The 24,965-nt window shown below is 60.2% G+C and carries 27 protein-coding genes; 13 read left to right on the top strand and 14 right to left on the bottom strand.

The genetic code is table 11. The features are described from left to right. Positions 1–266 precede the first annotated feature (266 nt). The 3 genes from ACN0SC_RS09245 (at position 267) to ACN0SC_RS09235 (ending at position 2,011) form a co-directional block, all read left to right on the top strand. Complete coding sequence (locus ACN0SC_RS09245) at positions 267–767, top strand: YbjN domain-containing protein (protein ID WP_417249385.1); 501 nt, start codon at positions 267–269, stop codon at positions 765–767. Positions 768–866: 99 nt separating this feature from the next. After that, positions 867–1,673, top strand: coding sequence for a pyrroline-5-carboxylate reductase (proC, locus tag ACN0SC_RS09240; RefSeq protein ID WP_417249384.1), 807 nt, complete (start codon positions 867–869; stop codon positions 1,671–1,673). Next, positions 1,670–2,011 carry a tRNA-binding protein gene (locus ACN0SC_RS09235; RefSeq protein ID WP_417249383.1) on the top strand — a complete coding sequence of 114 codons (342 nt, stop codon included), beginning with the start codon at positions 1,670–1,672 and terminating at the stop codon, positions 2,009–2,011. The genes proC and ACN0SC_RS09235 overlap by 4 nt, the downstream gene beginning before the upstream one ends. Before the next feature lie 12 nt (positions 2,012–2,023). Here ACN0SC_RS09235 and ACN0SC_RS09230 read toward each other — a convergent pair whose 3' ends face one another. The 3 genes from ACN0SC_RS09230 to carB form a co-directional block, all read right to left on the bottom strand. Next, the gene (locus ACN0SC_RS09230) at positions 2,024–2,611 is read right to left on the bottom strand and encodes a thymidine kinase (protein WP_417249382.1); all 588 of its coding nucleotides are present in this window, start codon (positions 2,609–2,611) and stop codon (positions 2,024–2,026) included. 129 nt (positions 2,612–2,740) lie between these two features. Beyond that, positions 2,741–4,057 carry a DEAD/DEAH box helicase gene (locus tag ACN0SC_RS09225; RefSeq protein ID WP_417249381.1) on the bottom strand — a complete coding sequence of 439 codons (1,317 nt, stop codon included), beginning with the start codon at positions 4,055–4,057 and terminating at the stop codon, positions 2,741–2,743. Positions 4,058–4,397: 340 nt separating this feature from the next. Then, the gene (gene carB / locus ACN0SC_RS09220) at positions 4,398–7,670 is read right to left on the bottom strand and encodes a carbamoyl-phosphate synthase large subunit (RefSeq protein WP_417249380.1); all 3,273 of its coding nucleotides are present in this window, start codon (positions 7,668–7,670) and stop codon (positions 4,398–4,400) included. A 275-nt stretch (positions 7,671–7,945) separates the two neighbouring features. Here carB and ACN0SC_RS09215 point away from each other — a divergent pair, with 275 nt between their 5' ends. Further along, a complete protein-coding gene (locus tag ACN0SC_RS09215) occupies positions 7,946–9,061 on the top strand; it encodes a phosphatase PAP2 family protein (protein WP_417249379.1) in 1,116 nt (371 codons plus the stop codon). Between the two features lie 41 nt (positions 9,062–9,102). Here the strand turns inward: ACN0SC_RS09215 and ACN0SC_RS09210 are convergent, their stop codons facing one another. Beyond that, the gene (locus ACN0SC_RS09210) at positions 9,103–10,380 is read right to left on the bottom strand and encodes a glycosyltransferase family 87 protein (protein ID WP_417249378.1); all 1,278 of its coding nucleotides are present in this window, start codon (positions 10,378–10,380) and stop codon (positions 9,103–9,105) included. 198 nt (positions 10,381–10,578) lie between these two features. Between ACN0SC_RS09210 and aspS the strand changes: the two genes are divergently transcribed. Then, a complete protein-coding gene (gene aspS, locus ACN0SC_RS09205; protein WP_417249377.1) occupies positions 10,579–12,369 on the top strand; it encodes an aspartate--tRNA ligase in 1,791 nt (596 codons plus the stop codon). Positions 12,370–12,450: 81 nt separating this feature from the next. Here aspS and ACN0SC_RS09200 read toward each other — a convergent pair whose 3' ends face one another. Beyond that, positions 12,451–12,987 (bottom strand): GFA family protein, encoded by a 537-nt coding sequence (locus ACN0SC_RS09200; RefSeq protein WP_417249376.1) that lies wholly within the window; start codon positions 12,985–12,987, stop codon positions 12,451–12,453. Between the two features lie 99 nt (positions 12,988–13,086). Then, complete coding sequence (locus tag ACN0SC_RS09195; RefSeq protein WP_417249375.1) at positions 13,087–13,812, bottom strand: response regulator; 726 nt, start codon at positions 13,810–13,812, stop codon at positions 13,087–13,089. A gap of 243 nt (positions 13,813–14,055) precedes the next feature. On the opposite strand from ACN0SC_RS09195, the gene mce reads away from it, so the two are divergent. Beyond that, positions 14,056–14,460 (top strand): methylmalonyl-CoA epimerase, encoded by a 405-nt coding sequence (mce, locus tag ACN0SC_RS09190; protein WP_417249374.1) that lies wholly within the window; start codon positions 14,056–14,058, stop codon positions 14,458–14,460. Further along, positions 14,461–14,742, top strand: a complete 282-nt coding sequence (locus ACN0SC_RS09185; protein WP_417249373.1) for a DUF1467 family protein — start codon at positions 14,461–14,463, stop codon at positions 14,740–14,742. A gap of 38 nt (positions 14,743–14,780) precedes the next feature. Here ACN0SC_RS09185 and ACN0SC_RS09180 read toward each other — a convergent pair whose 3' ends face one another. Then, positions 14,781–15,476 (bottom strand): EI24 domain-containing protein, encoded by a 696-nt coding sequence (locus ACN0SC_RS09180; protein ID WP_417249527.1) that lies wholly within the window; start codon positions 15,474–15,476, stop codon positions 14,781–14,783. Further along, entirely contained in the window at positions 15,476–16,054 is a 579-nt protein-coding gene (locus ACN0SC_RS09175; protein ID WP_417249372.1) for a nitroreductase, read from the bottom strand. Before ACN0SC_RS09175 ends, ACN0SC_RS09180 begins: the two co-directional genes overlap by 1 nt. Before the next feature lie 132 nt (positions 16,055–16,186). Here ACN0SC_RS09175 and ACN0SC_RS09170 point away from each other — a divergent pair, with 132 nt between their 5' ends. Continuing rightward, positions 16,187–16,468 carry a DUF167 domain-containing protein gene (locus tag ACN0SC_RS09170; RefSeq protein WP_417249371.1) on the top strand — a complete coding sequence of 94 codons (282 nt, stop codon included), beginning with the start codon at positions 16,187–16,189 and terminating at the stop codon, positions 16,466–16,468. Positions 16,469–16,505: 37 nt separating this feature from the next. On the opposite strand, the gene ACN0SC_RS09165 is transcribed toward ACN0SC_RS09170, so the two are convergent. Then, positions 16,506–16,748, bottom strand: a complete 243-nt coding sequence (locus tag ACN0SC_RS09165) for a hypothetical protein (RefSeq protein ID WP_417249526.1) — start codon at positions 16,746–16,748, stop codon at positions 16,506–16,508. Between the two features lie 117 nt (positions 16,749–16,865). Between ACN0SC_RS09165 and ACN0SC_RS09160 the strand changes: the two genes are divergently transcribed. From ACN0SC_RS09160 to ACN0SC_RS09150, 3 genes are all read left to right on the top strand, one after another. After that, complete coding sequence (locus ACN0SC_RS09160) at positions 16,866–17,570, top strand: M48 family metalloprotease (RefSeq protein WP_417249370.1); 705 nt, start codon at positions 16,866–16,868, stop codon at positions 17,568–17,570. 102 nt (positions 17,571–17,672) lie between these two features. Then, positions 17,673–17,969: a DUF6455 family protein gene (locus ACN0SC_RS09155; protein ID WP_417249369.1), complete on the top strand. Its 297-nt coding sequence runs from the start codon at positions 17,673–17,675 to the stop codon at positions 17,967–17,969. A 96-nt stretch (positions 17,970–18,065) separates the two neighbouring features. Beyond that, a complete protein-coding gene (locus tag ACN0SC_RS09150; RefSeq protein ID WP_417249368.1) occupies positions 18,066–18,428 on the top strand; it encodes a diacylglycerol kinase in 363 nt (120 codons plus the stop codon). On the opposite strand, the gene ACN0SC_RS09145 is transcribed toward ACN0SC_RS09150, so the two are convergent. Continuing rightward, positions 18,425–18,817, bottom strand: coding sequence for a rhodanese-like domain-containing protein (locus ACN0SC_RS09145; protein WP_417249367.1), 393 nt, complete (start codon positions 18,815–18,817; stop codon positions 18,425–18,427). The two genes, ACN0SC_RS09150 and ACN0SC_RS09145, sit on opposite strands and share 4 nt — an antisense overlap. A 1,030-nt stretch (positions 18,818–19,847) precedes the next feature. Further along, positions 19,848–21,230, bottom strand: a complete 1,383-nt coding sequence (rimO, locus tag ACN0SC_RS09140; RefSeq protein ID WP_417249366.1) for a 30S ribosomal protein S12 methylthiotransferase RimO — start codon at positions 21,228–21,230, stop codon at positions 19,848–19,850. On the opposite strand from rimO, the gene ACN0SC_RS09135 reads away from it, so the two are divergent. Then, a complete protein-coding gene (locus tag ACN0SC_RS09135; RefSeq protein WP_417249365.1) occupies positions 21,231–21,428 on the top strand; it encodes a hypothetical protein in 198 nt (65 codons plus the stop codon). A 31-nt stretch (positions 21,429–21,459) separates the two neighbouring features. Here the strand turns inward: ACN0SC_RS09135 and ACN0SC_RS09130 are convergent, their stop codons facing one another. From ACN0SC_RS09130 to ACN0SC_RS09120, 3 genes are all read right to left on the bottom strand, one after another. Further along, positions 21,460–22,221 carry an ABC transporter permease gene (locus ACN0SC_RS09130; RefSeq protein ID WP_417249364.1) on the bottom strand — a complete coding sequence of 254 codons (762 nt, stop codon included), beginning with the start codon at positions 22,219–22,221 and terminating at the stop codon, positions 21,460–21,462. Further along, a complete protein-coding gene (locus tag ACN0SC_RS09125) occupies positions 22,218–23,165 on the bottom strand; it encodes an ABC transporter ATP-binding protein (RefSeq protein ID WP_417249363.1) in 948 nt (315 codons plus the stop codon). The genes ACN0SC_RS09130 and ACN0SC_RS09125 overlap by 4 nt, the downstream gene beginning before the upstream one ends. 207 nt (positions 23,166–23,372) lie before the next feature. Beyond that, positions 23,373–23,966, bottom strand: coding sequence for a GcrA family cell cycle regulator (locus tag ACN0SC_RS09120; protein WP_417249362.1), 594 nt, complete (start codon positions 23,964–23,966; stop codon positions 23,373–23,375). Positions 23,967–24,149: 183 nt separating this feature from the next. Between ACN0SC_RS09120 and ACN0SC_RS09115 the strand changes: the two genes are divergently transcribed. Further along, on the top strand, positions 24,150–24,962 hold the full coding sequence (locus tag ACN0SC_RS09115) for an ABC transporter permease (protein WP_417249361.1): 813 nt from the start codon (positions 24,150–24,152) through the stop codon (positions 24,960–24,962). Positions 24,963–24,965: the final 3 nt, after the last annotated feature.

Genomic DNA, 24,965 nt, shown 5'->3' with positions numbered 1-24,965 from the left:
GGCCGTTTTTGCGTTCTCGGGTGGCTGGCATGGCACAGGCGGGTTTGTCCCCCGAGCCTGTGGAAAAGATGGGCAAACTGTGGATGGAGGCAGTTTGCTGGGGATAACACGAAAATATTGCTTTACAGGCCCGCGCCTTTCGGACCACCATATCTAGTAAGGACATGGGGAATAACCTCTTGTCCTTGAGCAGGCACCAAGCCTTTGTGGCGCTGTGGGGGACAAAGCGCACTGCCACATTGGGCGATAAACACATGAGGCCGCGCATGTCGCTGATCGAGAGTTCTTTTTCCGAGACAATCCACCCGATCGACCTTGTCGAGCATCTTGCCGAGCATAACGACTGGGAATTCGACCGCGTTGGCGATGACCAGATCGCCATGGCGGTGGTCGGACAATGGCGCACCTATTCGATCACGCTGGCGTGGTCGGATTATGATGAGACCCTGCGCCTGATCTGCACCTTCGAGATGGAGCCGCCGCAAAACAAGCTGGCTGAAATTTACGAGCTGCTCAATCACGCCAATGACCAATGCTGGACGGGTGCGTTCTCCTATTGGGACGAGCAGAAGATGATGGTCTACCGCTACGGCCTGCCGCTTTCGGGTGGGCAGATCGCCAGCCCCGAACAGATCGACCGCCTGATCGGATCGGCGGTTGGCAATGCCGAGCGTTTCTACCCTGCTTTCCAGCTTGTCGCATGGTCGGATCAATCACCCAAAGAGGCCATGGATGTGGCGATAAACGAGGCCTACGGGCGCGCCTGATCCGCCCGTTGCACTCGTCAGAACAGACGCTAGAGTGACCCCCTGTCCGCAGGGGGTTTCTTTTTGATCGCCTGCCAAGAGATTGAAAGGATACGCAGGATGGACGAGGTCAAGACACGCGGAATGGTGCTGTTGGGATGCGGCAAAATGGGGTCGGCCATGCTCAAGGGCTGGCTCGACGACGGTCTGCCGCCCGCCTCCGTGACCGTGCTGACACCCCATCCGTCGCCGTGGCTGCAATCAACGGGGGTGCGGATCAACGCCGAACTGCCCGAGAACCCCGCCGTCGTGCTTCTCGCGGTCAAACCGCAAAAGATGGAGGAGGCGATCGAGCCTCTCAAAGCGCTCGGAAACGGCGATACCGTGTTCCTGTCTGTCGCGGCGGGCATCACCATTGCGACCTACGAGGAAATTCTGGGCGCAGACACTCCCATCGTGCGCGCCATGCCTAACACGCCTGCCGCGGTCAATCGTGGGATCACGGGGATCGTTGGCAATGCCAGCGCGAGCGCGGCGCAGCTTGATCTGGCGGATGCGCTTCTGCGCGCCGTGGGTCAAGTCGTACGCACCCGTGACGAGGAACAATTACGCGCGCTTACCGCCATTTCGGGATGCGGCCCTGCCTATGTTTTTCACCTGATCGAGACGATGGCTGCGGCGGGTGAAAAGGCGGGTCTTGATCGGGACCTGGCGTTGCAGCTGGCGCGGGCGACCGTGGCGGGGGCGGGGCATCTGGCGGAGAATTCCGAGGAAACGCCCGAACAATTGCGCATCAACGTGACCTCGCCCAATGGTGTCACGGCTGAGGCGCTGCGGGTGTTGATGGACCCCGAAAACGGCTTCCCGCCACTGATGGAACGCGCGGTTGAGGCCGCGATGAAACGGGATGAGGAATTGTCGAAATGAGTGACGAAATTAGTTTTGACGACTTTTTGAAAGTAGACGTACGCGTGGGCATCGTAACCCGCGCTGAACCCTATCCCGAGGCCCGCAAACCTGCGATCAAGCTCTGGATCGATTTTGGCGAGGAGATCGGCGAGAAGAAATCCTCCGCCCAGATCACCGTGCATTACACGCCCGAAACGCTGGTGGGGACGCAGGTTATGGCCGTCGTCAACTTCCCGCCGCGCCAGATCGGGAAGTTCATGTCCGAAGTGCTCGTGCTCGGTTTCCCTGACGAAAACGGCGAAGTTGTCCTCGCGCGGCCTGACATGGCCGTGCCGAAGGGCGGGCGGCTGCACTAGGCGGGCTCACCTTTAGGGCGCGTCATCACCAACTGCTTCGCGCCAGTGCTTGCGGCAAAGCGAGACATAGCGCTCGTTCCCGCCGATCTCGACCTGCGCGCCCTCGGTGAGAACATCGCCCGCCTCATTGGTGCGCACGACCATCGTGGCTTTCTTCCCGCAGTGACAAATCGTGCGCACCTCGCGCATTTCGTCGGCCAATGCCAGAAGGGCGGCTGATCCAGGAAACAGGTGCCCCTGAAAATCAACGCGCAGCCCATAAGCCATGATCGGCACGTTCAGATCATCCACCGCGCGCGCCAGTTGCCAGACCTGTTCGTGGCTCAGAAATTGTGCCTCGTCGATGAAGATGCAGGCCACTGGGCCAACAGAGAGACGCGCCTTGATCTTGGCAAAGAGATCTTCGCCTTCCCCGAACGTATCCGCATCAGCGCCGATACCTATGCGGCTGCCGATACGCCCTTCGCCCGCGCGATTGTCGAATTGCGCAGTCATCAGATAGGTGTCCATGCCGCGCTCGTGGTAGTTGTGCGAGGCTTGCAACAGCAGGGTCGATTTGCCTGCGTTCATGGTCGAGTATTGGAAGTAGAGCTTTGCCATGAACAGGGTTTGCCCCAAGCCCGCGCGGTGATCAAGTCGCAATAGGGGGCAGGGGAGCGCTTGCGCGCGCGTGCATGAAAAAAGGCGCGGAGGAAGCCCCCGCGCCTTTCTGTAAATGTGGATCGTGACTTATGCCGAGGCGTGATTGCCACCACCGCCGCTGCGACGGCGACTGCGATTGGGGCGACCGCTTCCGTTTTTCGGAGCGCCTTGCTTGCCACCGAAAGACTTGCTGCCTCCGCCACCGTTTCCGCCGCGTCCGCGACCACGACCACCGCGCCCTTGGGGCTTCGGCTTCGCAGCGGGTGCGTCATTGGCCCATGAGGCAGTGGTTGCAATGGGAATGGAGATTTTCATCACCTTCTCGATGTCGCGGAATTCGCCCAATTCGGTCGGAGCACAGAAGGCCACGGCCTTCCCTTCGCGTCCCGCACGCGCCGTTCGGCCGATGCGGTGGACGTAGTTTTCGGGGACGTTGGGCAATTCGTAGTTGTAGACGTGGCGCACCAGCGGAATGTCGATGCCGCGTGCGGCCACATCGGTGGCGACGAGCACTTCGAGCTTGCCGTCACGAGCCATCTTGAGCGTGCGCTCGCGCTGGTTTTGCGACTTGTTGCCGTGGATGGAACCCGCTTCGAAACCCGCTTTTTGCAGCTGTTTCGACATGCGTTCGGCGCCGTGTTTGGTGCGTGCAAAGACGAGCGCCAGATCGCCGCGGTGTCCCGCAAGCATCTTTTTGAGCAGGTCCAGTTTCTCGCCCGCAGGCACGAAGTGAACCTCTTGGTCCACCTTGTCGGCGGCTTTGCCCGGAGGGGAGACCTCGATGCGGATCGGGTTGTTGAGATAGCTTTGCGCGATCTCGTTCATCTGTTTGTTCATCGTGGCCGAGAACAGCATGGTCTGACGCTCTTTCGCGAGCATCGGCACCAGTTGGCGCAGCGCATGGATGAAGCCCATGTCGAGCATCTGGTCGGCCTCGTCGAGAACGAGGAAAGTCGTTTCGCCAAGCGACACGGCTTTACGGTCGATCAGGTCGATCAGACGACCGGGGGTGGCGACGAGAATGTCGGTGCCGCGGTCAAGGCGCTTGATCTGGTTGTTGATCGAGGTGCCGCCAACGACGCGGTTGAGCTTGAGGTGTGTGCCCTTGATGAAGGGGAACAGCCCGTCGGCGATCTGGTTCACCAACTCACGGGTCGGTGCGAGGATCAGTGCGCGGGTTGTTTTGGGTGAGGGCTTGGAGCCTTCCGAAAGGGCGGCGTGCAAAAGCGGCAGGCCAAAGGCCAGCGTCTTGCCAGTGCCCGTCTGTGCAAGCCCCATCACGTCCTTGCCCTGCATCACTTCCGGGATGGCGCGGGCCTGAATGGGGGTAGGGGTATCGAGCCCTTGTTCTTGCAATTGCTTGAGCAGGCGCGGCTGGAGGCCGAGCATGGTAAAATCGGTCATATGTCTCTTTCTGGTGGGAAATCCCACACGCGAAACGCGCCCCGAATGGGGCGCTGGTTTGGTCGCAGAAAAGGTCACCGAAACAGGCCGACTGCCCGTCCCGTCTTTCCGCTGGACCCCTGCGTGATTTGGGAACCTTCGGGCGATATGGCCCGACTTGTGACACCTGCGGCGCGGCCAATCTTAGGCATCTCGCGCGGCTGCTCACGCGGCAGCATGGGGTGTCGATAGGTGCTAAATGGGGGAGTGAGCGGGAGAAGTCAAGGGAATGCTGCGTATGCAAAGAAAACGCCCCGTCCAAATGGCGGGGCGTTTAATCGGTTTCGCAATGTCGTCTGGCTTACAGCTCTTGCAAGCTCATCACGTCCATCTCCCCGTCTACGCGGCTCTTGATCGCCATGGCGGCGGCGTGGGAGGCGGCGGCGGTGGTGAAGTAGGGGATCTTGTCGTAGAGCGCGACCTTGCGGATTTCTTTTGAATCCTCAACGGCTTGGTAGCCTTCGGTCGTGTTCAGAACCAGCGCGATCTCGCCGTTTTTCATCAGATCGACAATGTTCGGGCGACCCTCGTAGACCTTGTTGACCAGCGTGGTGGAAATGCCGTGCTCGTCGAAATAGGCGGCGGTGCCGCGGGTTGCGACGATTTCGAAACCAAGCTCGACGAGGGTTTTGACCGCCTCGACCATTTTCGGCTTCTTGTCGTAATCCTTGACCGAGACAAAGACCTTGCCGCCGGTCGGCAGATCGGTCGAGGCGCCCAGTTGTGCCTTGAGGAAGGCGCGGGCGAAAGTTGTGTCTTGCCCCATGACCTCACCTGTCGAGCGCATTTCCGGCCCGAGGATCGTGTCGACACCGGGGAATCGGGCAAAGGGCAGAACCGCCTCTTTCACCGCAAAGCGGCCCGTCTTGCTCGGATCGACCAGATCGAAGGCGTCGAGCTTCTCACCTGCCATGAGGCGTGCGGCGATGGAAGCAATCGGGCTGTTCACCGCCTTGGCCACAAAGGGCACGGTACGCGAGGCGCGGGGGTTGACCTCGATGAGGTAGATCACATCGTCTTTCACCGCGAATTGCACGTTCATCAGTCCCACCACATTGAGCGCCAGCGCCAACGCGACAGTCTGCTCTTTGAGCTGTTCGATGATTTCGGGCTTGAGCGAGTAGGGCGGCAGGGAGCAGGCACTGTCGCCCGAGTGGACGCCCGCTTCCTCAATATGCTGCATGATGCCCGCGACGTGGACCTTCTCGCCATCGCAAAGAGCGTCAACGTCGATCTCGGTCGCGCCCGCGAGGTAGCTGTCGAGCAGCACGGGGCTGTCGCCAGAGACCACCACGGCGTTGCTGATGTAGCGTTTGAGGCTTTCCATGTCGCGCACGATTTCCATCGCGCGACCACCCAGAACATAAGACGGGCGGATGACCAGCGGGAAGCCGATTTTCGCCGCGATCTCGATGGCCTCGGCGTCTGTCGAGGCGATGCCGTTTTCGGGCTGCTTGAGGTCGAGGCGGTTGACGAGGTCTTGGAAACGCTCGCGGTCCTCGGCAAGGTCAATCGCGTCGGGCGAGGTGCCAAGGATCGGGATACCTTCGGCCTCCAGCGCATTGGCGAGTTTCAGCGGCGTCTGACCGCCGAACTGGACGATGACACCGTGAAGCGTGCCGTTTTCCTGTTCAACACGCAGGATTTCCATGACGTGTTCAAAGGTCAACGGCTCGAAATAGAGACGGTCGGAGGTGTCGTAGTCGGTGGACACGGTTTCGGGGTTACAGTTGACCATGATGGTCTCGTAACCCTGCTCGGTGAGCGAGAAACAGGCGTGGCAGCAGCAGTAGTCGAACTCAATGCCTTGCCCGATACGGTTCGGGCCACCGCCCAGAATGACGACTTTCTTGCGATCCGAGGGCCGCGCCTCGCATTCCACTTCGCCCATCATCGGGGCCTCATAGGTGGAATACATATAAGGCGTTTGTGCCTCGAACTCTGCGGCACAGGTGTCGATGCGTTTGAACACCGCGTTGATGCCGAGGTTGCGGCGGGCGCGGCGGACGTTGGCTTCGTCGCGGCCTGTGAGCTGCGCAAGGCGGGCGTCGGTAAAGCCCATCATCTTGACGCGGCGCAGGCCATCTTCGGTCACGGGCAGGCCGTTCTTGCGGATTTCGGCTTCCATTTCCACGATCTCGCGGATGCGGGCGAGGAACCACGGGTCATAGCTGTTGGCCGCTTGAATCTCGTCGTCGGTGAGGCCGTGGCGCATGGCCTGCGCAATGACGCGGAGACGGTCGGGCGTGGCTTTCGAGAGAGCTTTGATGACCGCGGATTTCTCGGGCGCGCCCTCAATCTCGATCTCGTTAAAGCCCGTAAGGCCCGATTCCATCGAGGCCAGTGCCTTCTGGAGCGACTCGTGGATGGTGCGGCCGATAGACATGGCCTCGCCCACGGATTTCATCGCGGTGGTCAGGTTCGGCTCGGAGCCAGGGAATTTCTCGAAAGCGAATTTCGGGATCTTGGTAACGACATAGTCGATGGTCGGCTCGAAGGAAGCGGGCGTCACCTTGGTGATGTCGTTGTCCAGTTCGTCGAGCGTATAGCCCACAGCCAGTTTCGCAGCGATTTTCGCAATCGGGAAGCCCGTGGCCTTGGACGCCAGCGCCGAGGAGCGCGACACGCGCGGGTTCATTTCGATCACAACCATACGGCCATCGGCGGGGTTCACCGCCCATTGCACGTTGGAGCCGCCCGTCTCGACGCCGATCTCGCGCAGCACGTTGATCGAGTGGGTCCGCATCAACTGGTATTCTTTATCGGTGAGCGTGAGCGCAGGGGCCACAGTGACCGAGTCGCCGGTGTGCACGCCCATCGGATCGACGTTTTCAATAGAGCAGACGATGATGGCGTTGTCGGCAGTGTCGCGCACCACTTCCATCTCGTATTCTTTCCAGCCGAGAAGCGACTCGTCGACGAGGATCTGGGCCATCGGAGAGGCTTCCATGCCCGAGCGGCAATAGTGTTCGTAGTCGTCGCGGTTATAGGCCACGCCACCGCCCGTGCCGCCAAGCGTGAAGGCGGGGCGGATAATGGCGGGCAGACCGATATCTTCGAGCGCTTCCATGGCTTCGTTGAGACCAGCGTTGATATCGTAGCTGCCATCGGCACGTTTGGGGGCGGCGACGATGGTGGCCTTGGGGTTTTCGATGCCAAGACGGTCCATCGCCTCACGGAAGAGTTTGCGGTCCTCGGCCATCTCAATGGCCTCGCGCTTCGCCCCGATCAGTTCGACGTTGAATTTTTCCAGCACCCCTTGGTCATCAAGAGCAAGCGCGGTGTTCAGTCCTGTCTGGCCACCCATCGTCGGCAGGAGCGCGTCGGGGCGTTCCTTTTCGATGATCTTGGCCACGGCTTCGGGGGTGATCGGCTCGATGTAGGTTGCATCGGCCAGCCCCGGATCGGTCATGATCGTCGCGGGGTTGGAGTTGACAAGGATGACACGATAGCCTTCTTCGCGCAGCGCCTTACAGGCTTGTGCGCCCGAGTAGTCGAATTCGCAGGCCTGCCCGATAATGATCGGCCCCGCCCCAATGATCATGATCGACTGGATATCGGTTCTCTTTGGCATAGCGGACCCCACAATGTTCGAGCAGCTTGTCGCGCACCCTGAACGGGTGGGCGCAAATTGTCGTGGGTTATAGCTATGACGGGCGCGGGTGCAAGGGCTCATGCTATTGTTTGAGGCGTCATCGGCAAAAATGGTGGTGGCCTATGCCGTGGGAGGCTGGTTTCGAAGCGAAACCTTGTCCGCGTATATCCTCGGTATATCCTCGTTGCTGCCCGAATTAGGCCGTATTCGCGCGACAGATTGTTTCCACGATACGCAAAAAGGGACGGTAGCTCGTGTACTATTCGGAAGCGCGCACGCCAGCTTCGGCTATTTCATCTCTTGGCGCATTCTGGCGCCAATTAAACCCGACAGAGAATGTTCTCACGGTCGGGGTATTAAGCTATCTGATTTTAGGGAGCCTGTTTTTGTTGGCAACGGGTTCAAGTCCCTTGTTTTTATTAGAAGCGTTGGATGACGCATTCATTTTGGGCGGACAGATTGTCTCTGTGATAGCGCCTTATTGGATGATTGCGCTCGGCGTCGTGGCTTTTGTTGCGATCAGTCTTTCAAACCGTAGTCTGTTGGCGCGTTTGGTGCCTTTCTTCGTCGCCGTGGTATATTGCACACTCTTCGTGAGTATGTTTTCTGTCGTCAAAAACAGCATGCACGTTGTAACGCCATTTTGGGCGGATGCTGCATTTTCGCGACTGGATCAAATGCTCCACTTTGGGCGCGACCCTCATGATTTCTTCTTTTGGCTGGCGGGCTACGACACCTCCGCGCTCGCACGTTTCTATATCAACTCTTGGGTGGTTTTGGCCACCTTCTTCCCTGCTATTTTGATTGCCTGTGATCCAGATTCGAAGCGCCGTATGCAGTTCATCGTGTTGTGGATGGCTGCGTGGGTCGTGCTTGGCAATGTAGTCGCAGTGTTCTTTCTGTCTTACGGTCCGATCTTCTCTGATCTTTTTGGCCAAGGGGTTGCGGAGGCCCATTCCGGTGCACTTGCTCTACTGGATCGCGAGGATGCGCACATGTTGCGAGAAATTAAAGTCCTTCTCTGGAGTGCTTACACCAGCGGTAATCCAAGGGTCGGTACGGGAATTTCCGCGTTCCCGTCAGTGCATGTAGGTATGGCGACGGTGATTGGCCTTTATGTTATTCGCATCGGGTATGATGTTGCTCGTCGTTTGTCGTCTAAGCCGCATCTTGCGCGCGCACTTCGTGCTGTCGCCTTGATCTCGGCAGCCCTCTATATTCTCACCTATTTTGCGCTCTCGGTCTATCTGGGTTGGCACTATGCTCTGGATGGCTATGCGTCTTTCGGGATCATCGTCGGTCTGTATTGGGCAATGCAAAGACGCTCACAGGATTCAATTCCAGGCTACGGGCAGAATTGCGCTGTGTGATTGCCATCGTTGCGTTTAAGCGCGCATTTTGGGGGATTCTTTTACGCCTCGCGCGCACGTTTTACCGCGACCACCAAGAGAGTGCCCAGCAGCAGGAGGAAATAGGCGGTCGATGGCATTTGCGACCAGATGTACTCGGTACTGACGCTGTTGATGATAAAGAACACGTCGCTGAGGTGGATAATGGCGAAGACCCCCACCCAGAGCATCGCGGTGCGCGTCCGAAAGTCGTCGAAAAGAACAGGGAAGAACATCATCGGCAGGATGAAGTAGTGACTCCACGACAGTGGCCCGAAGAGCGCCACGGCAAGACCGAGATACAGGATCTGGAACCCGAAGGGCTGCGGGCGTCGGATCTGGGTGACGATAAGAGTGCCCAAGGTGAGCAGAAGGCCGACCTTCGGAATGGCAGAGACCCACGCGGGCGCGTCGAGAACAGGGAAGGTGAACAGGCGTGAGGCCTCGGCGGGAATGTCCAGTATGAGGCGTCGCAATTCGTAGGCGGCGGCTTCGGGCGAGAAGTTGACCTTGGAGATCAACACCACCTCGTCGAGCGTTCCCAGTCGTTCAAGCATGGTCAGATGCAGTTGCACTCCGCCGAGCGCGATGGACAGGGCGAGAAGCGACAGGCTGGAAATCACCATGGCGAGCGTAGCGCGCATGTCGCGCTTGATGATGAAGAGCAGCACGAAAAAGGTCGGTGAGATCTTCAGCGCGGCGGCAAGGCCAAGAATGATCCCCGCTGTCACGCTCTTACCGCGGGCAAAGGCGAGGAGCGACAGGATCGTCACGAATGTCACCGTCATCTGCAGCTGGTTTTGAATGATCGCGGTGAGCGTCGGGGTTGAAGTGATCAGAAGGGCGAAGGCTATGGCCAGCCATGCTGGCGCAGGAAGGCGTTTAGGGCGCACGATCCGATAGCCCATCCACGGCATAAGGCCGAGCATGAACGCCTGTATCGCGAGCATGATGTTGAAAAAGGTCTGTATCTCCATCACGCGGGTGGCGGGGGCCATCAGGTAGGCCCAGATTGGCGGATAGAGATAGGGCGGTGTCAGGTTCGACTTGATACCCGCAGCATCTAGCAGCGCGGCGACACGTTCGGGCGTTCCTGTCCCCAGCACGTAAGGCCCCGCGTCATACATGGCATCGGGTATGCCCGCCGCCACTGCCAACCCCGCCGCATAAATTGCGCTCAGGTCGTTGGCGAAAGTGGTCCGTAGGAGCCACGCGTAATAGACCATGTAGACAAAAGCGAGGATAATCGCCGTGCCCGCGTAATCTGCCCGCGCATACCACTTCTGCGTTGAAACCTTCATGTCTGCCCTTGCCTGTGGCGTGGACCGTGCGCCCGCCTGATTGCCTGTTTTTGCCTGTGAGTTCAGTTTTAGCCGTAGAAAATCTGCCACCGCAAGGGGCGTGGGCCCCTTTACATGCCGCGCGCCCTTGACTTCTTTTGGCGTGCGCGGTCTACGGATCGTCAAATCTTGCGCCACGCCAAGCCCGAGGACTTTCCTATGCACGTATATCGCAGCCACACCTGCGCCGAGTTGAACAAATCCAATGTGGGCGACACCGTCCGTCTGTCTGGTTGGGTGCACCGCATCCGCGACCACGGCGGCATTCTCTTCATTGACCTGCGCGACCACTATGGTGTCACGCAGGTGCTCTGTGATCCCGACAGCCCCGTCTTCTCCGAAATGGAAAAGGTGCGCTCGGAATGGTGCATCCGTATCGATGGCAATGTAAAAGCCCGCGACCCCGAACTGGTCAACGACAAGTTGCCTACGGGCGAGGTCGAGGTCTTCGTGCGCGATCTCGAAATTCTGGGCGCTGCCGAAGAATTGCCGCTCATCGTCTTTGGCGATCAGGAATACCCCGAGGAAACACGCCTCAAATACCGCTACCTCGACCTACGCCGCGAAGCGATGCAGAAGAACATGGTGCTGCGCTCCAAGGTCGTGGCCGATCTGCGCCAGCGCATGTGGGCGCAGGGGTTCAACGAATTCCAGACGCCGATCATTACCGCGTCCAGCCCTGAAGGCGCACGTGACTTCCTCGTGCCCTCGCGTCTGCACCCAGGTAAATTCTACGCCCTCCCGCAGGCCCCGCAGCAGTTCAAACAGCTGATCATGGTGTCGGGCTTCGACAAGTATTTTCAGGTCGCACCGTGCTTCCGCGACGAAGACCCGCGTGCCGACCGTTCGCCCACTGACTTCTACCAGCTCGACATGGAAATGTCCTTTGCCACGCAGCAGGACATCTTCGACACGATGGAGCCGGTCATTGCCGATATGTTCGACACCTTCGGCAACGGGCGCAAAGCCAACCGAAACTGGCCGCAGATCAGCTACAAGGACGCCGCACTTTGGTATGGCACCGACAAACCCGACCTGCGCAACCCGATCAAGATGCAGGACGTTTCCGAGCATTTCCGTGGTTCCGGCTTTGCCATCTTCGCCAAGCTTCTGGAGCAAGAGGGCAACGAGGTCCGCGCGATCCCCGCACCCAAAGGCGGCTCGCGCAAGTTCTGCGACCGTATGAACAAATTCGCCCAGCAAGAGGGCTTGCCAGGGATGGGCTACATCTTCTGGCGCGATCAGGGCGAAGGCATGGAAGCCGCAGGTCCGCTGGCCAAAAACATCGGCCCCGAGCGCACAGAAGCCATCCGTCAGCAACTCGGGTTGGAGGTTGGCGATGCGGCCTTCTTCCTCGGTGGCAAGCCGAAAGCTTTCGAGCGTGTTGCGGGCAAGGCGCGCAACGTGATCTGGGAAGAAACGCCCAAAGCCCCCGAGGACGAAAACTGGCGCGACAGCTTCCAGTTCGCGTGGATCGTCGATTTCCCGATCTACGAAAAAGACGAGGAAACGGGCGAGATCGACTTCGAGCACAACCCCTTCTCCATGCCGCAGGGTGGGATGGAGGCGCTTGAGGGCGATCCGCTTGAGGTGCTTGGCTACCAATACGACCTCGCTTGCAACGGCTATGAGTTGGTGTCGGGCGCGATCCGTAACCACCGCCCCGAAATCATGTTCAAAGCCTTTGAGCTCGCGGGCTACGGCGAAGACGAGGTGCGCAAGCGTTTCGGCGCTCTGGTCAACGCCTTCCAATACGGCGCCCCGCCGCACGGTGGCTGTGCCCTCGGTATCGACCGCGCTGTGATGTTGCTTGCGGACGAGGACAACATCCGCGAAGTCATCATGTTCCCGATGAACCAACGTGCCGAAGACCTGATGATGAACGCACCTTCGGAGCCCTCGAACGAACAACTGCGCGAATTGAACCTGCGTGTTATCCCGCAAGAGTGAGGCGGGTTAGCGCCCGAACGGGTGCTCGTCACAAAATGAAACGCCGCGCATCGAGCGCGGCGTTTTTTGTTCTCGGGGGTGTCAGGCTGCTTCTGATGGGAGCGGGCGGCGTCCCCAGTCATTTCTGGGTGCCTTAAATCCCATTCGTGCCCATGCAGTAAGCAGCCGCCACATAAAGCCCACGGTATGGCTCTTGGCATTGGGAACGTCGTCGGGCAGGGCGCTCGGATCATCCAGATCCTTGGTCATCGTGCGCAGCGCTGCGGGGGGCTGGTCGGCTTCAGGAAGGCGGTCTTTGTAGAGCGACAGCCAGTGCCCCTTTTCAAATTCCAGAAACATCGGCGTGTTGCAGCAGGTTGCGATCACTCGCCGTGTGCTGGCCCCGTCCTTTAGCCACATCTGCGCGAGGTTTTCCTCGCCCGCCAGAAGCCGCACGCGATCCTTTCGGCACGCTACGAAGGGTGTCGCACCATGCACATCGGTGACGCGCGGCGCAGCTTCAAGCGCTTCCATTCTGGCAGCCGCCGTGCGGCACGACTTGCAGCAACAGTCAGCGGCTATGATTGGCGCACCTTCGGCGACAAGGATGCAATCGCCACAACGACAGGTGAAACGCATGATCAAAACCCCTCTTTTGCTCGCAACAGGCTCAGGCAGGGGAGGCGTGTCTGTCAATCAAATTGGCGAGATCGGTCGTCGTGGGTGCGGATTGCGCTTCTATACGGCCCGCTGTTCGGTGAGCCGTTCCTGCACCAGACCCGCGATCCGCGCCACATCGGAGCGATAGGGCGCGCCCGTCTGGCGGTGTTTGGCAAGAGTCTCGGCGGCATCCACAACTTCTGCATCTCCCGCGTCACGCGCCACGCCCGCAAGAAATTGCGCAATATAGTCGAGCATGTCGTCGCCATTATGCGCAGTGAGGATGTCGGCCGCGTAGGAAAAGTCCTCCAACAAGGAACCCGCGTCGGGCGCGACGGTTTCATTGCTCACGCTTCGCAGGCCGAAACGCCGCGCATCCTCGGGCAGCTTGGCCAGAATTGTCTCCTGAAATGCCGCCAGCCCCGCAATCGGTTTCTCGATGAACCCGTCCGCGCCCGCGGCAAGCGCCATTGGCTCCGCACCTGCATCGCCCGACATGCCGAGGATCACCTCGACGCGCGGTTGGGCGCGGGACAATTCGTCGATCAGGCTGGCCCCCGATCCGTCAGGCAGGCCGAGATCGACGAGCGTCACATTCGGACGGTAAACCCTCAGATGCTTTTGCGCCGCCGCAAGGCTGTCCGCACGTCGGATACGGGCACCTGATCGCAAGCACAAAAGACGCAGCGCCTCGGAGGCAAAGCGGCTGTCTTCGACGACAAGAACCGTCAGGCCGAGCAAGGGGCGCTCGGGCGTGGGGGCGGGGAGGGATGGCATCATATCGAGATCAAGGGAAACGGGCATGGCAGCACCACTCGCAAAAGGTTGGGGTTTGATCAGGTCATGTCCCGATCTAACGCCATAAGTGGTGAACGAGCCGTTAATCCACCGTCAGTTTCCCTCACCTGCCGTTAAGGTCATTGCGCAATTGCCGCGTGCAACCGCGACCGAATGCCCGACCTCGCGCACCCGATTGCGCTTGTGACTGCACCGCGCACGCGCGATACTTCCGCGCGATCCCATATGGGCAAGCCGAGGAGAAAAGTGATGATTGGCCGTCTTAACCATGTCGCCATTGCCGTGCCCGATCTTGAGGCCGCATCCGCGCAATATGCCAACACGTTGGGCGCGAAGGTGAACCCGCCGCAAGACGAACCCGATCACGGCGTCACCGTGGTCTTCATCGAACTGCCCAATACCAAGATCGAATTGCTCTACCCTCTGGGTGAGGGGTCTCCCATTGCGGGCTTCCTTGAAAAGAACCCCGCAGGCGGCATCCACCATATGTGCTACGAGGTTGAGGACATCATCGCCGCACGGGACAAGCTCAAGGCCGATGGCGCGCGCGTCCTTGGCGATGGCGAGCCGAAGATCGGCGCCCATGGCAAGCCCGTGCTGTTCCTGCATCCCAAGGACTTCAATGGCTGCCTCATCGAACTGGAGCAGGTTTGAATGGCCATTACATCCGCGATCGTCCTCTACGCCGTGATCTGGTTCATGACCATGCTCATCGCGCTGCCCATCGGGCTGAAGACCCAAGGCGACATGGGCGAGAAGGTTGAGGGCACCCATGACGGTGCACCCGCCAATTACAATCCGCGCCGGAAGGCGATTGTCGTTACGCTGGTCACGACCGTGATCTGGGCCTTGGTTGTGGCTGTGATCCTCTCGGGGATTTTCACGTGGCACGATTTCGACTGGACCACGCGCCTGCCGTCGGTGGCCGATAGCTGACCCGCGCCACGCGCCCGTCTTCTTCGCTGTTCGAAGACTCAAAGGCTGCGAGCGTCGCCTTCCAGACGCATGAACATATGGGTGAAGGTTGCCGCCCCCAACACAGGGATGAGCAGGTTCACAAGCGGGACACTGAGCGGCACTGCCATCAGCGCCCCCGCAACCCATATCTCCCCCATATGCCGTTTGCGCGCGGCCTTCGCACCTTCGCGACCAAGGCGGCGCATGGCGGCCATCTGGAAGTATTCACGTCCCAGAAGGAAGCCGTTGAGCCCCCAGAAGATCACGGGAGCCGCGATGTTGAGCGCGATGTAGAGCACCAGCGCCAGAAGGTTCGCCACGATCAGCACGCCGAGAAAGCCGAGGCTGTCGCGGATCATGTCGCCCAGTGACAGGGCGGGAGCGGGGGGCAGGTGGGGGTAGTGCTTCGCCTCGACCGCTTCGGCCACATCCTCAAGGAACAGCCCCGTAAACGCCGAGGCCACGGGCACCATCAGGAAAACCGACAGCACGATCATGACAAGGAACGAGCCGATGGAGAGCGCGAGCGACAGGCTCACTTCCCCGATCCACGGAATCGTCACCGCGTCGGGCAGGAACAGGCCGAGCACCCAAACGAAGGCAATGTAGATTGCGATCAACAGGGCGAAGGTCAGGCCGATCCCTTTGCCCAGAACCGCGCGGAATCGCGGGTCGCCCAGCTGGCCGAGCGCCTTGGCAAAATCGGAGAACATCACTTTGCGACCCATTCGGTCTTGGCGGCGAGATCGGGGCGCGGACGTTCGGGCGGGGCACAGGTTTCCGTGCCGATATGGATGATGCCCGCGATGCTCTCGCTTTCGGACAGGCCCAGCCCCTCTTCGCAGAAGCTGCGTGTGTGGCTGGCCCAGCCTGACAGCCAGTTTGCGCCCCAACCGCTGGCCAGCGCCGCGTTCAGAAGCGACAGGCACACCGCGCCCGCCGAATAAATCTGCTCGACCTGCGGCACCTTCTCGCTTTCCACAGGGGAGGAAACAACGACCACGGCGAGCGCACTGTCGTCATAGGCCGAACGCGCCTTGTCGATCACGGCCTGCTCATATCCGCGCACTGCGCCGATTTCCGCAACCAAGGCCCCGAGCCGTTTGAGCGCAGGGGTCTCCAACACGATGAACCGCCACGGCTCCAGCTTGCCATGATCGGGCGTGCGTGCGGCGGCGGTCAGGATGACCTCCAGTTCGGCGCGCTCGGGCGCGGGAGCGGTCAGAGTTTTCGCGGGGCGCGAGCGACGGGAGAGCAGGAAGTCGAGGGCGGCGGGGTTCGGTTGTGGCATGTGCGGTCCTTTGAGTGCGCCTGCTGCGGCTTGTTGTTCTAAATCTCGGTTTCATGTCGGCGTTTTTCTTGGCAAATTCAAGCCGTGAGGGGACAATCTCCGTCACGCAGGAAACGGAAAGGATGCGCCGCGATGGCCAAGGCGGTAGGGAAAGAGGCGCTCAGGGCGGCGCTGGAGGCGGCCTGCACGGGCGGGACGCTGTCGGTTCGGGTCACGCCCAAAGCGTCGCGAAATGCCGTTGAGGTTGCCGAAGATGGCAGCGTGCGGGTCTATGTAACCACAGTGCCCGAGGACGGTAAGGCCACGCGCGATGTGGTCAAACTTCTGTCGAAAGCCATGGGACGCGCGAAATCGAGCTTTACGCTGGTGCGCGGTGCGACCGCTCGCGACAAGGTTTTCGCGGTCGACGGGTAGAAGGCGAGGGGGCAACGCGCCCCTTTCTCACCCCTGCCTAATCCTCGCCCGCCCTGCGCAGCCGGTACGCCCCTTCGGGCAGATCAAGGGCGGCGGCGAGATCCTGCACCTGTTGCATCGACAGGGTGATCCTCTGCACACGATCCGTCTGCGGTTCGAGCTGCTCAAGGGTCACACATTCGGCAAAGGCATGGACGGCGACATCTTCGAGGAGGGGCGCGGGGCCCTCGTCGACGAGGGTGACGACAGTGGCGTCAAAATCGTGTTCGATTGTAAACATACCCCCCATGCTACGCTGGTGCGGCACGATTGCAAGGATCACGGAGTTCTCACTGGCCTTGCCGCGACACCACGCCTAAATTCAACCCGACGCGAACCGATCCAAGGTGAAACCAACATGCTTGCCTGCTCCCTTCGCTTGCCCGCGCTTGCTACCGCCATTGCATTGCTCTCCGCCTGTGTCGAACCCGTGCCGCCGCAATCCGCTCCGCAAGGACAGGAGGTCACGCGCGGTGGCATCAGCGTTGCTGACTTCGCCGAAGTGGTCGCCCGCATGGAACCCGTGGCCGAAGCCGAATGCCGCGCCCGCGCGCCTCAGGCTCGTTGCGATTACAAGATACAGGTCGACCGCCGCACTTCGCAGCCCGCCAATGCCTATCAATCGGTGAACGACGATGGCGATCCGACCATCACCTTCACCATCGCGCTGATTGCCGATCTGGCCAACCGCGACGAGTTGGCCTTCGTCATGGGCCATGAGGCGGCGCACCATATCGCAGGCCATCTGGAGCGCACACAATCCACCGCCGTCATGGGCGGGGTGCTGGGTGGGCTGCTCGGTGTCGCGCTGGGCGGTGATGCCACAGCCATCGATACCTTGCAGAATGTCGGCGCCACGGTCGGCGCGCGGACCTACTCAAAAGCCTACGAGTTGGAGGCTGACCAACTCGGCACGATCATCACCGCCAAGGCGGGCTTCAACCCAGTGCGCGGCGCGCAGTTCTTCGAACGCCTCCCCGATCCAGGTGATCAGTTCCTCGGTTCACACCCGCCCAATGCGCAGCGGATCGAGACTGTCAAACGGACCATGGCGCAGCTCTAGGCCCCACGGCACCCCGCCGTTTTCCCACGCCGCTTTGAGATGGATCATGGTGGCGCACGCGTCTGCGTGCTTGGCTCGCGCTACAGATGCATGGAGATGGACATGGTGATGAATGACGTGATCAACGACACACCGCGCCACGGCACGGGATGTTTGATGGATGGCATGGCCGAACGCCTCGGCGCGGATGTCGCCGCCGCCGCGCGTGCGGGCGACTTGTCCCGCGAAGAGGTCGGCGATCTGGTCACACGCTGCGGCCAATGCACACGACACGATGACTGCATCCTGTGGCTCATGGACCACCAAGGCCCGCAAGACGCGCCGCCCGCCTTCTGCCTCAACACGCAGGAACTCCAATACGTCCGCGCGATGCAGCGCCCGTTGACGCCTGAGAGCTGAGACACCCGCCCGTCCGTTTTTTGTGTTGTCTTGCCCCTGATGCGTGGCGAATATGTGCCTTACGCGCTATGCGCGGGCCGAAGGACGGGGGAACCGATGATTTCCAGAGCAGCCTACACGTGGAACCGCTTGATCAAGCGCACCATCTGGAGTTGGCAGGGAGTGTGCGCGACATGGCGCGGGGAGCATTCCTTCCGTTCGTGGGTCTGGGCCAATCTCGCCTCTGCCGCGCTTGCCTTCGCGCTGCCGCTAAGCGGGGGAGAGCGTGGGTTGATCCTCGCGCTTGGGCTTCTGGTGTTGGCCGCCGAACTGTTCAACACCGCGATTGAGGACGCCGTGGACTATATCTCGACCGAGGAGAACCCGCTGGCCAAACGCGCCAAGGATGCAGGCTCCGCCGCCGTCGCCATCACCGCCATCGCCACTGGCGTCGCGTGGCTCGCCATCCTGATCGGTTAACGCGCTTCCACAGCCTCGACGGGACCGCCCGCCATCTTCCACGCCGAGAAGCCGCCACCCACATGGGCCACCTTCTCAAACCCCATCTCGATGCAGGTCTTGGTCGCCAAGGCCGACCGCCACGCAGAGGCGCAGTAGAAGATGTAGGTTTTCCCCTCCGCGAAGATCGGCTTGTGATAGGGGCTTTCGGGGTCGATCCAGAATTCCAGCATCCCGCGCGGACAGTGGAAGGCATTGGGGATTTTCCCCTCCCGCTCCAACTCGCGACGGTCGCGCAGATCGACAAAGACCACATCATCGTCCCCCAACCGCGCGATTGCGGTGTCGGTGGGAATGGTCTCGATCACCTCATGGGCGGCGGCGAGCAGGTCTTTGTAATTCTTGCGCATGGTGTCTCTCCTCTTGGCGGAGAGTTAACCCGCAGGCGCGGGGGAGAGCAATGGGGCTTTAGGAGTCCCTGTAGACCTTTGGCGATCACAAAGTGGGTGCAGCGCTCGATCCTCCCCCAATGGGAGGGCTTAGCTGCTATTTGACAGAAAAAAGGCTCACCCCTAGGGTGAGCCTAAATCTGTTTGTCGAAGGGGGAGCCGAATGGCAACGTCCACATCAACTATGCCCTCTTAGTATCTTTCTTGAAGGCATTTGTCAATTTAATTCAGTAGAATCTCAAATAAATGAGCTCGTGGAACACAGACAAAATCAAGAGAATTTCTAACGCTCTATCAAGGCAGCGTTTTGAGAGATATTTAACCAATTGTGATGGCGATATGTCGCGAGCACTTGAGCTTTACAGGTGGAATATTGAGGTGTCTGCGGAGTGCCTTAAACTCCTTCATGTCTGCGAAGTGACATTCCGCAATGCGGTTTCTGATGCTCTTGAGGCTCAATACGGCGAGAATTGGCCTAGTGTGAAAGCTTTTCAAGTGTCGCTACCAAATCCTAAACGCGGCTGGAACCCTCGAAGAGACGTTGAGAGTCTATCGCGCAAATTCAATACGTCGGATCAAGTGGGTAAACTCATCGCGGACAGTAAATTCGCTTTGTGGTGCAAGCTAATGAATGCCAGCCAAAATGATCGAATTTGGGTCAAGCATTTTAGAATCTCGTTTCCATATGCTCCGCTCAGAATGTCCACGAATGACGAACGTCAAGAAATCATGGATGCCGTTACGGAGGTAAGAGAACTTAGAAATCGTATCGCGCACCATGAGCCGATTTTCACTAGGGAAAAGCTAGAGGAGGAAATTGCGAGTGCATATTTCCTAATTGGTTGTCGATGCCGAGTTACAGAGGAGTGGTGCAGGAGCAATGACCGCATTCAAGATTTTCTGACATGCCGGCCCTAGACGATTCTTCGTTGAATAGTCGTCTCCGACGCTTCCGCGCGTTGTGGCTAAAATCAGTCCCCCAGACTGATTTTTAACGCCGCAACCCCCACAAATCATACTCCCCAGCCTCATCCACTTCCACCGTCACCAAATCCCCAACGGACAGCCCTTCGGTCCCCTCGTCGATAAACAGGTTCCCGTCGATCTCGGGCGCATCCGCCTTGGTGCGACAGGTCGCAATCCCGTCCTCGTCGATGTCGTCCACGATCACCTGCTGCACCGTGCCGACTTTGGCGGCAAGTTTCGCCTCCGAGATCGCCTGCGCCTTCTCCATGAAGCGGTTCCAGCGGTCTTGTTTCACCTCTTCGTCCACGTGACCGTCGAGCGCATTGGAGCGCGCCCCGTCCACGTTTTCGTATTTGAAGCAGCCCACACGATCCAGTTGCGCCTCGTCCATCCAGTCGAGCAGATACTGGAATTCCGCCTCCGTCTCACCTGGATAGCCGACGATGAAGGTCGAGCGCAGGGTGATGTCGGGGCAGTCGGCCCGCCACGCCGCGATCTCGTCGAGCACCTTGGCCGAGGCCGCAGGGCGCGCCATGCGTTTGAGCACATCGGGGTGGCCGTGTTGGAAGGGAATGTCGAGGTAAGGCAGAACCGCGCTGCCGCTATCGGCCATGAGCGGGATCAATTCGCGCACATGGGGGTAGGGGTAGACGTAGTGCAGCCGCACCCACAGATCATCCGCCGCGCCCAACTCGCCAAGCGCGCGGGTGAGCGAGAGGATCGGCGCTTTCTCTTCGCGGTCCTTCCAGTCGGTGCCATAGGCGGAGGTGTCCTGCGAGATGACCAGCAATTCCTTCACACCCGCCTCGACCAGCTTCTCCGCCTCGCGGAGGACCGCCGCTTGCGGGCGGGAGGTGAGCCTGCCGCGCATGTCGGGGATGATGCAGAATTTGCAGGCGTGGTTGCAGCCCTCGGAAATCTTGAGATAGCTGAAGTGCCGCGGCGTGAGGCTCACCCCCGTTGCGGGCAGAAGGTCCACGAAGGGATCGGGCGCGGGCGGCACGGCACCATGCACCGCGTCAAGCACCTGTTCGTATTGATGCGGGCCTGTGACGGCGAGCACCTTGGGATGCACGCCCGTGATATAGTCGGGCTCCGCGCCCAGACACCCCGTCACGATCACCTTGCCATTCTCGCGCAGCGCCTCGCCGATGGCCTCAAGGCTTTCGGCCTTCGCACTGTCGAGAAAGCCGCAGGTGTTCACGATCACCGCGCTCGCGCCCGAATAGTCGGGGCTGATCGCATAGCCTTCCGCGCGCAGGCGCGTGAGGATGCGTTCGCTGTCCACCAATGCCTTGGGGCAGCCCAGTGAGACCATGCCGATGGTTGGCTGGCCGTCACGCGGCTTGGCGTCGAAATGCGCGCGTGGCGCGAGGTCGGGGCGGAGATTCGGTGGGTTTGTGCTCATATGCTGCTTTTACGCGAGGTGGCGGGTTTCGGGAATGCCTCCGGCGGGGATATTTTCGCAACAGGTGAAGGAGGCGGTAACGGTCTCTTAATGTCGTGGCGCTACTTTGAGGGCGCGGAACAGGCGGGGACGCCGATGGCCGCAACAGGTGAAGGCGCACTGCCCGTCGCTGCCGAGGTGGCGCGGAGCAGTGCGTGACCCTTCATCTGTTCACAAATATCCAGCGGCCTTACGCTTTCAAACGCCACCCCGTTTTGAAAATCCATCCCACAACGCTCACACAGATCACGAAGAAGAGCGCAACCGCGCCGAGAGAGACAGGCACGGGCACATCCGCCACGTCAAAGAACGACCAGCGGAAGCCCGAGATGAGGTAGAGCACGGGGTTGAACTTCACCACGATCTGCCAGACGCCTGGCAGCATGGAGGCCGAGTAGAAGGCCCCACCGAGGAAGACCAGCGGCGTGATGACGAGCATGGGGATGATCTGCAACTGTTCGAAATTGCTCGCCCAGATGCCGATGATGAAGCCCATGAGCGAAAACGTCACCGCCGTCATGACCAGAAACGCGAGCGCCCAGACGGGGTGCGCGATCTGCAAATCCACGAAGAAGGTCGCCGTGACCAGGATGATCGTGGCCACGAAAAGCGACTTGGTCGCCGCCGCGCCGACATAGCCCAGAAGGATTTCCATGAAGGTGATCGGCGCGGAGAAAAGCTCGAATATCGTGCCCGAAAACTTCGGGAAATAGATGCCGAAGGAGGCGTTCGACAGCGAGTTTTGCAGCACCGTCAGCATCACCAGACCTGGCACGATAAAGGCACCATAGGCGATGCCCTCGACTTCCTGTATGCGCCCGCCAATGGCCGCGCCGAAGACGACGAAATAGAGCACGGTGGAAAGCACAGGCGACAGGATCGACTGGCTGAGCGTGCGGAAAAAACGGCTCATTTCGAACCTGTAGATGGATTTTACGGCCAGCCAGTTCATGCGGTTTCCTCCACGGGGGCGGGTGTCTCTTCCACGAGGGTGAGGAATACTTCCTCAAGGCTGTTCTCATGGCTGGAGAGGTCACGCACGGAGATGCCGTTTTCGGCGAGATCGGCGATCATGCGGGTCAGGCCCGTGCGCTCGGCGTTGGTGTCGTATTCGTAGGTGATCTGCGTGCCGTCCTCGCTTAGCGACAGGTCGTAACCCGCCAGCGCGGGCGGCAGGGTGTCGAGCGAATCGACGAGATCCAGAACGAGGTGCTTCCTGCCAAACCTCTGCATCAACGTGTCTTTTTCTTCCACGAGGAGGATTTTGCCCTTGTTGATCACCGCGATACGGTCGGCCATTTCTTCGGCCTCTTCGATGTAATGGGTGGTCAGGATCACGGTCACGCCCTGATCGCGCAGGCCGCGCACGACCTCCCACATATCACGGCGCAGCGCCACATCGACGCCTGCGGTCGGCTCGTCGAGGAAAAGCACGCGCGGCTTGTGGGAGAGCGCCTTGGCGATCATCACGCGGCGCTTCATTCCGCCCGAAAGCTCCACGTTCTTGCTGTTGCGCTTGTCCCATAGTGACAGGGAGCGCAGCACCTCTTCGAGATAGGCGTCATCGGGTTTGCAGCCGAACAGGCCACGGGTGAACCTGACCGAGTTCCAGACGGTCTCGAAAATATCGAGCGCGATTTCCTGCGGGACGAGACCGACCATTTTGCGCGCCGCGCGGGCGTCGGTGACATTGTCGTGGCCGCAGATCGTAACCGATCCCGAGGTGATCGAGACCAGACCGCAGACCGCGCCGATCAGCGTGGTCTTGCCCGCACCATTGGGGCCGAGCAGCGCAATGATCTCGCCATCCTCGATATCGAGCGATGCGTCCTCAAGAGCATGTGTGCCTGAGGCATAGGTTTTTGTAAGGTTCTTGATGGAAATAACGGGTGCCATGGGCGGTCCCTTCGGTTGTGTGCGTCGTTTGGAGATAGGGAGCGTCGCGGCCAATTTGAACCGCGCGGTGATGTGGAAGCAAACTTTTCCCGCGTCCGAGGACCAAGGTGGATGAACGGGGCAGGGCGCGGCGGATCGCTCAATCGCCGCGGCAAATGAAAAACAGCGCCTGACGGCGCTGCTTTCTCGTGTTTGTGTTTTTGGCCCTTAGCGGCGGCGATCGCGGCGCGAGGACATTGGCTGGAACGCCACGCCGACATGCGCTTCGCAATAGGGTTTGCCAGGCTGGCTGGGCAGACCGCAGAACCAGAAGTCGTCCGTCGCAGGATCGCCCACGGGCCATTTGCAGGTTTTTTCGGTGAGTTGCATCACCGTGAGTTTCTTTGCCTTCTTCTCGACTTCGGAAACCTTGGCGAGGGCTTCGGCAGGGATCTCGTTGGTCGAGGGTTGCGGCGGCAGAGGCTGACCCGCAGGGATGATCGCACGACGGGCGGGCGACATGGCGGGTTTGGGTGTTGCCTCGGGAGCAGCCTCAACCTTGGGCTCGGCGGGTTTCGCCTTGGCCTTGGGTTTGGCGGCTGCTGGCGCGGCGGGTTTTGCCTTCGCCTTGGCTTTCGCAGCAGGAGCGGCGGCTTTTGCATTGCCGCCCGATCCCGCGCGGTTGGACAGGCCGAGGCGATGCACTTTGCCGATCACGGCATTGCGCGTCACACCGCCAAGCTCCTTGGCGATCTGGGAGGCGGATTGACCCTCGCCCCACATTTTCTTCAAAACTTCAACGCGCTCATCGGTCCAGGACATCGGCAGTGGCTTTCCTTGCGTGACACGCGGGCGCAAAGGGTCCGCGTCTTGGCGACACCGCACAGCACCTGCGCGGATCGCATCGTTGGTAGAATTCTCCGTTCCCCCTATTTTATTCTTCGCGCAGGCGGTTACAAGCGCTGAAAGCGGAACAATGTGAAGCAATATCAGAGGACGGGGCCAATGGAAACAGGTGCAAACGAGATTGCCATGGGGGTGCGCCGCTTCGGCGCGGTGAACTGGCTGGGGCTGGGAACGCTGATGCACCGAGAAATCCGACGCTTCATCGCGGTCTGGACACAGACGCTTATGGCACCGCTGGTGACGGCGGGTCTCTTCCTGACGATCTTCACGCTGGCCATCGGTCCCTCGCGCGGTGAGGTGATGGGTGTGCCCTTCGTTCACTTCCTCGCGCCTGGTATCCTGACCATGACGGTGATCCAGAACGCCTTCGCCAACACCTCGTCGTCGATCATGATCTCGAAGGTGCAGGGCAATATTGTTGACACACTCATGCCGCCGCTCTCGCCGCTGGAACTGACTTTCGGTTATATCGCGGGCGGGGTGGTGCGCGGCATGATCGTGGCCTTTGCGATTTGGGCAGCGATGGCGCTTTTCGTCGGCCTCGGTCTGGCGCATCCGCTGGCCGCGATCGGTTTCGTCACGCTCGGCGCGGTTTTTCTCGGCGGTATGGGCATCATCGCGGGCATCATCAGTCAGAAATTCGACCAGATGGCCGCGATCACCAATTTCATCATCACGCCGTTGTCCTTCCTGTCGGGCACCTTCTATTCGGTGGAAACCCTGCCGCAGTGGTTCCGCACGCTGACCCACCTCAATCCCGTGTTCTACCTCATCGACGGGGTGCGCTACGGGATTATTGGCCGTTCGGACAGTGCGCCACTCTTGGGCTTCAGCGTTCTGGTGGCCGTCAATGTGGTGGTGCTTCTCACCGTCTGGAGCATGTTCAAACGCGGTACGCGGCTCAAGTCGTAACAG

It is taken from the genome of Celeribacter sp., from assembly GCF_048261515.1.
Taxonomy (GTDB): domain Bacteria; phylum Pseudomonadota; class Alphaproteobacteria; order Rhodobacterales; family Rhodobacteraceae; genus Celeribacter.
The sequence above is the reverse complement of the archived record's forward strand: the minus strand, read 5'-3'. Positions and strand labels throughout refer to the sequence as shown.

What these genes read in the sequence shown, in the direction of transcription:
- ACN0SC_RS09245 (WP_417249385.1), top strand. Translation starts at nt 267, where the DNA reads ATGTCGCTGATCGAGAGTTCTTTTTCCGAGACAATCCACCCGATCGAC.
- proC (WP_417249384.1), top strand. Translation starts at nt 867, where the DNA reads ATGGACGAGGTCAAGACACGCGGAATGGTGCTGTTGGGATGCGGCAAA.
- ACN0SC_RS09235 (WP_417249383.1), top strand. Translation starts at nt 1,670, where the DNA reads ATGAGTGACGAAATTAGTTTTGACGACTTTTTGAAAGTAGACGTACGC.
- ACN0SC_RS09230 (WP_417249382.1), bottom strand. Translation starts at nt 2,611, where the DNA reads ATGGCAAAGCTCTACTTCCAATACTCGACCATGAACGCAGGCAAATCG.
- ACN0SC_RS09225 (WP_417249381.1), bottom strand. Translation starts at nt 4,057, where the DNA reads ATGACCGATTTTACCATGCTCGGCCTCCAGCCGCGCCTGCTCAAGCAA.
- carB (WP_417249380.1), bottom strand. Translation starts at nt 7,670, where the DNA reads ATGCCAAAGAGAACCGATATCCAGTCGATCATGATCATTGGGGCGGGG.
- ACN0SC_RS09210 (WP_417249378.1), bottom strand. Translation starts at nt 10,380, where the DNA reads ATGAAGGTTTCAACGCAGAAGTGGTATGCGCGGGCAGATTACGCGGGC.
- aspS (WP_417249377.1), top strand. Translation starts at nt 10,579, where the DNA reads ATGCACGTATATCGCAGCCACACCTGCGCCGAGTTGAACAAATCCAAT.
- ACN0SC_RS09200 (WP_417249376.1), bottom strand. Translation starts at nt 12,987, where the DNA reads ATGCGTTTCACCTGTCGTTGTGGCGATTGCATCCTTGTCGCCGAAGGT.
- ACN0SC_RS09195 (WP_417249375.1), bottom strand. Translation starts at nt 13,812, where the DNA reads ATGCCCGTTTCCCTTGATCTCGATATGATGCCATCCCTCCCCGCCCCC.
- mce (WP_417249374.1), top strand. Translation starts at nt 14,056, where the DNA reads ATGATTGGCCGTCTTAACCATGTCGCCATTGCCGTGCCCGATCTTGAG.
- ACN0SC_RS09185 (WP_417249373.1), top strand. Translation starts at nt 14,461, where the DNA reads ATGGCCATTACATCCGCGATCGTCCTCTACGCCGTGATCTGGTTCATG.
- ACN0SC_RS09180 (WP_417249527.1), bottom strand. Translation starts at nt 15,476, where the DNA reads ATGTTCTCCGATTTTGCCAAGGCGCTCGGCCAGCTGGGCGACCCGCGA.
- ACN0SC_RS09175 (WP_417249372.1), bottom strand. Translation starts at nt 16,054, where the DNA reads ATGCCACAACCGAACCCCGCCGCCCTCGACTTCCTGCTCTCCCGTCGC.
- ACN0SC_RS09170 (WP_417249371.1), top strand. Translation starts at nt 16,187, where the DNA reads ATGGCCAAGGCGGTAGGGAAAGAGGCGCTCAGGGCGGCGCTGGAGGCG.
- ACN0SC_RS09165 (WP_417249526.1), bottom strand. Translation starts at nt 16,748, where the DNA reads ATGTTTACAATCGAACACGATTTTGACGCCACTGTCGTCACCCTCGTC.
- ACN0SC_RS09160 (WP_417249370.1), top strand. Translation starts at nt 16,866, where the DNA reads ATGCTTGCCTGCTCCCTTCGCTTGCCCGCGCTTGCTACCGCCATTGCA.
- ACN0SC_RS09155 (WP_417249369.1), top strand. Translation starts at nt 17,673, where the DNA reads ATGGTGATGAATGACGTGATCAACGACACACCGCGCCACGGCACGGGA.
- ACN0SC_RS09150 (WP_417249368.1), top strand. Translation starts at nt 18,066, where the DNA reads ATGATTTCCAGAGCAGCCTACACGTGGAACCGCTTGATCAAGCGCACC.
- ACN0SC_RS09145 (WP_417249367.1), bottom strand. Translation starts at nt 18,817, where the DNA reads ATGCGCAAGAATTACAAAGACCTGCTCGCCGCCGCCCATGAGGTGATC.
- rimO (WP_417249366.1), bottom strand. Translation starts at nt 21,230, where the DNA reads ATGAGCACAAACCCACCGAATCTCCGCCCCGACCTCGCGCCACGCGCG.
- ACN0SC_RS09135 (WP_417249365.1), top strand. Translation starts at nt 21,231, where the DNA reads ATGCTGCTTTTACGCGAGGTGGCGGGTTTCGGGAATGCCTCCGGCGGG.
- ACN0SC_RS09130 (WP_417249364.1), bottom strand. Translation starts at nt 22,221, where the DNA reads ATGAACTGGCTGGCCGTAAAATCCATCTACAGGTTCGAAATGAGCCGT.
- ACN0SC_RS09125 (WP_417249363.1), bottom strand. Translation starts at nt 23,165, where the DNA reads ATGGCACCCGTTATTTCCATCAAGAACCTTACAAAAACCTATGCCTCA.
- ACN0SC_RS09120 (WP_417249362.1), bottom strand. Translation starts at nt 23,966, where the DNA reads ATGTCCTGGACCGATGAGCGCGTTGAAGTTTTGAAGAAAATGTGGGGC.
- ACN0SC_RS09115 (WP_417249361.1), top strand. Translation starts at nt 24,150, where the DNA reads ATGGAAACAGGTGCAAACGAGATTGCCATGGGGGTGCGCCGCTTCGGC.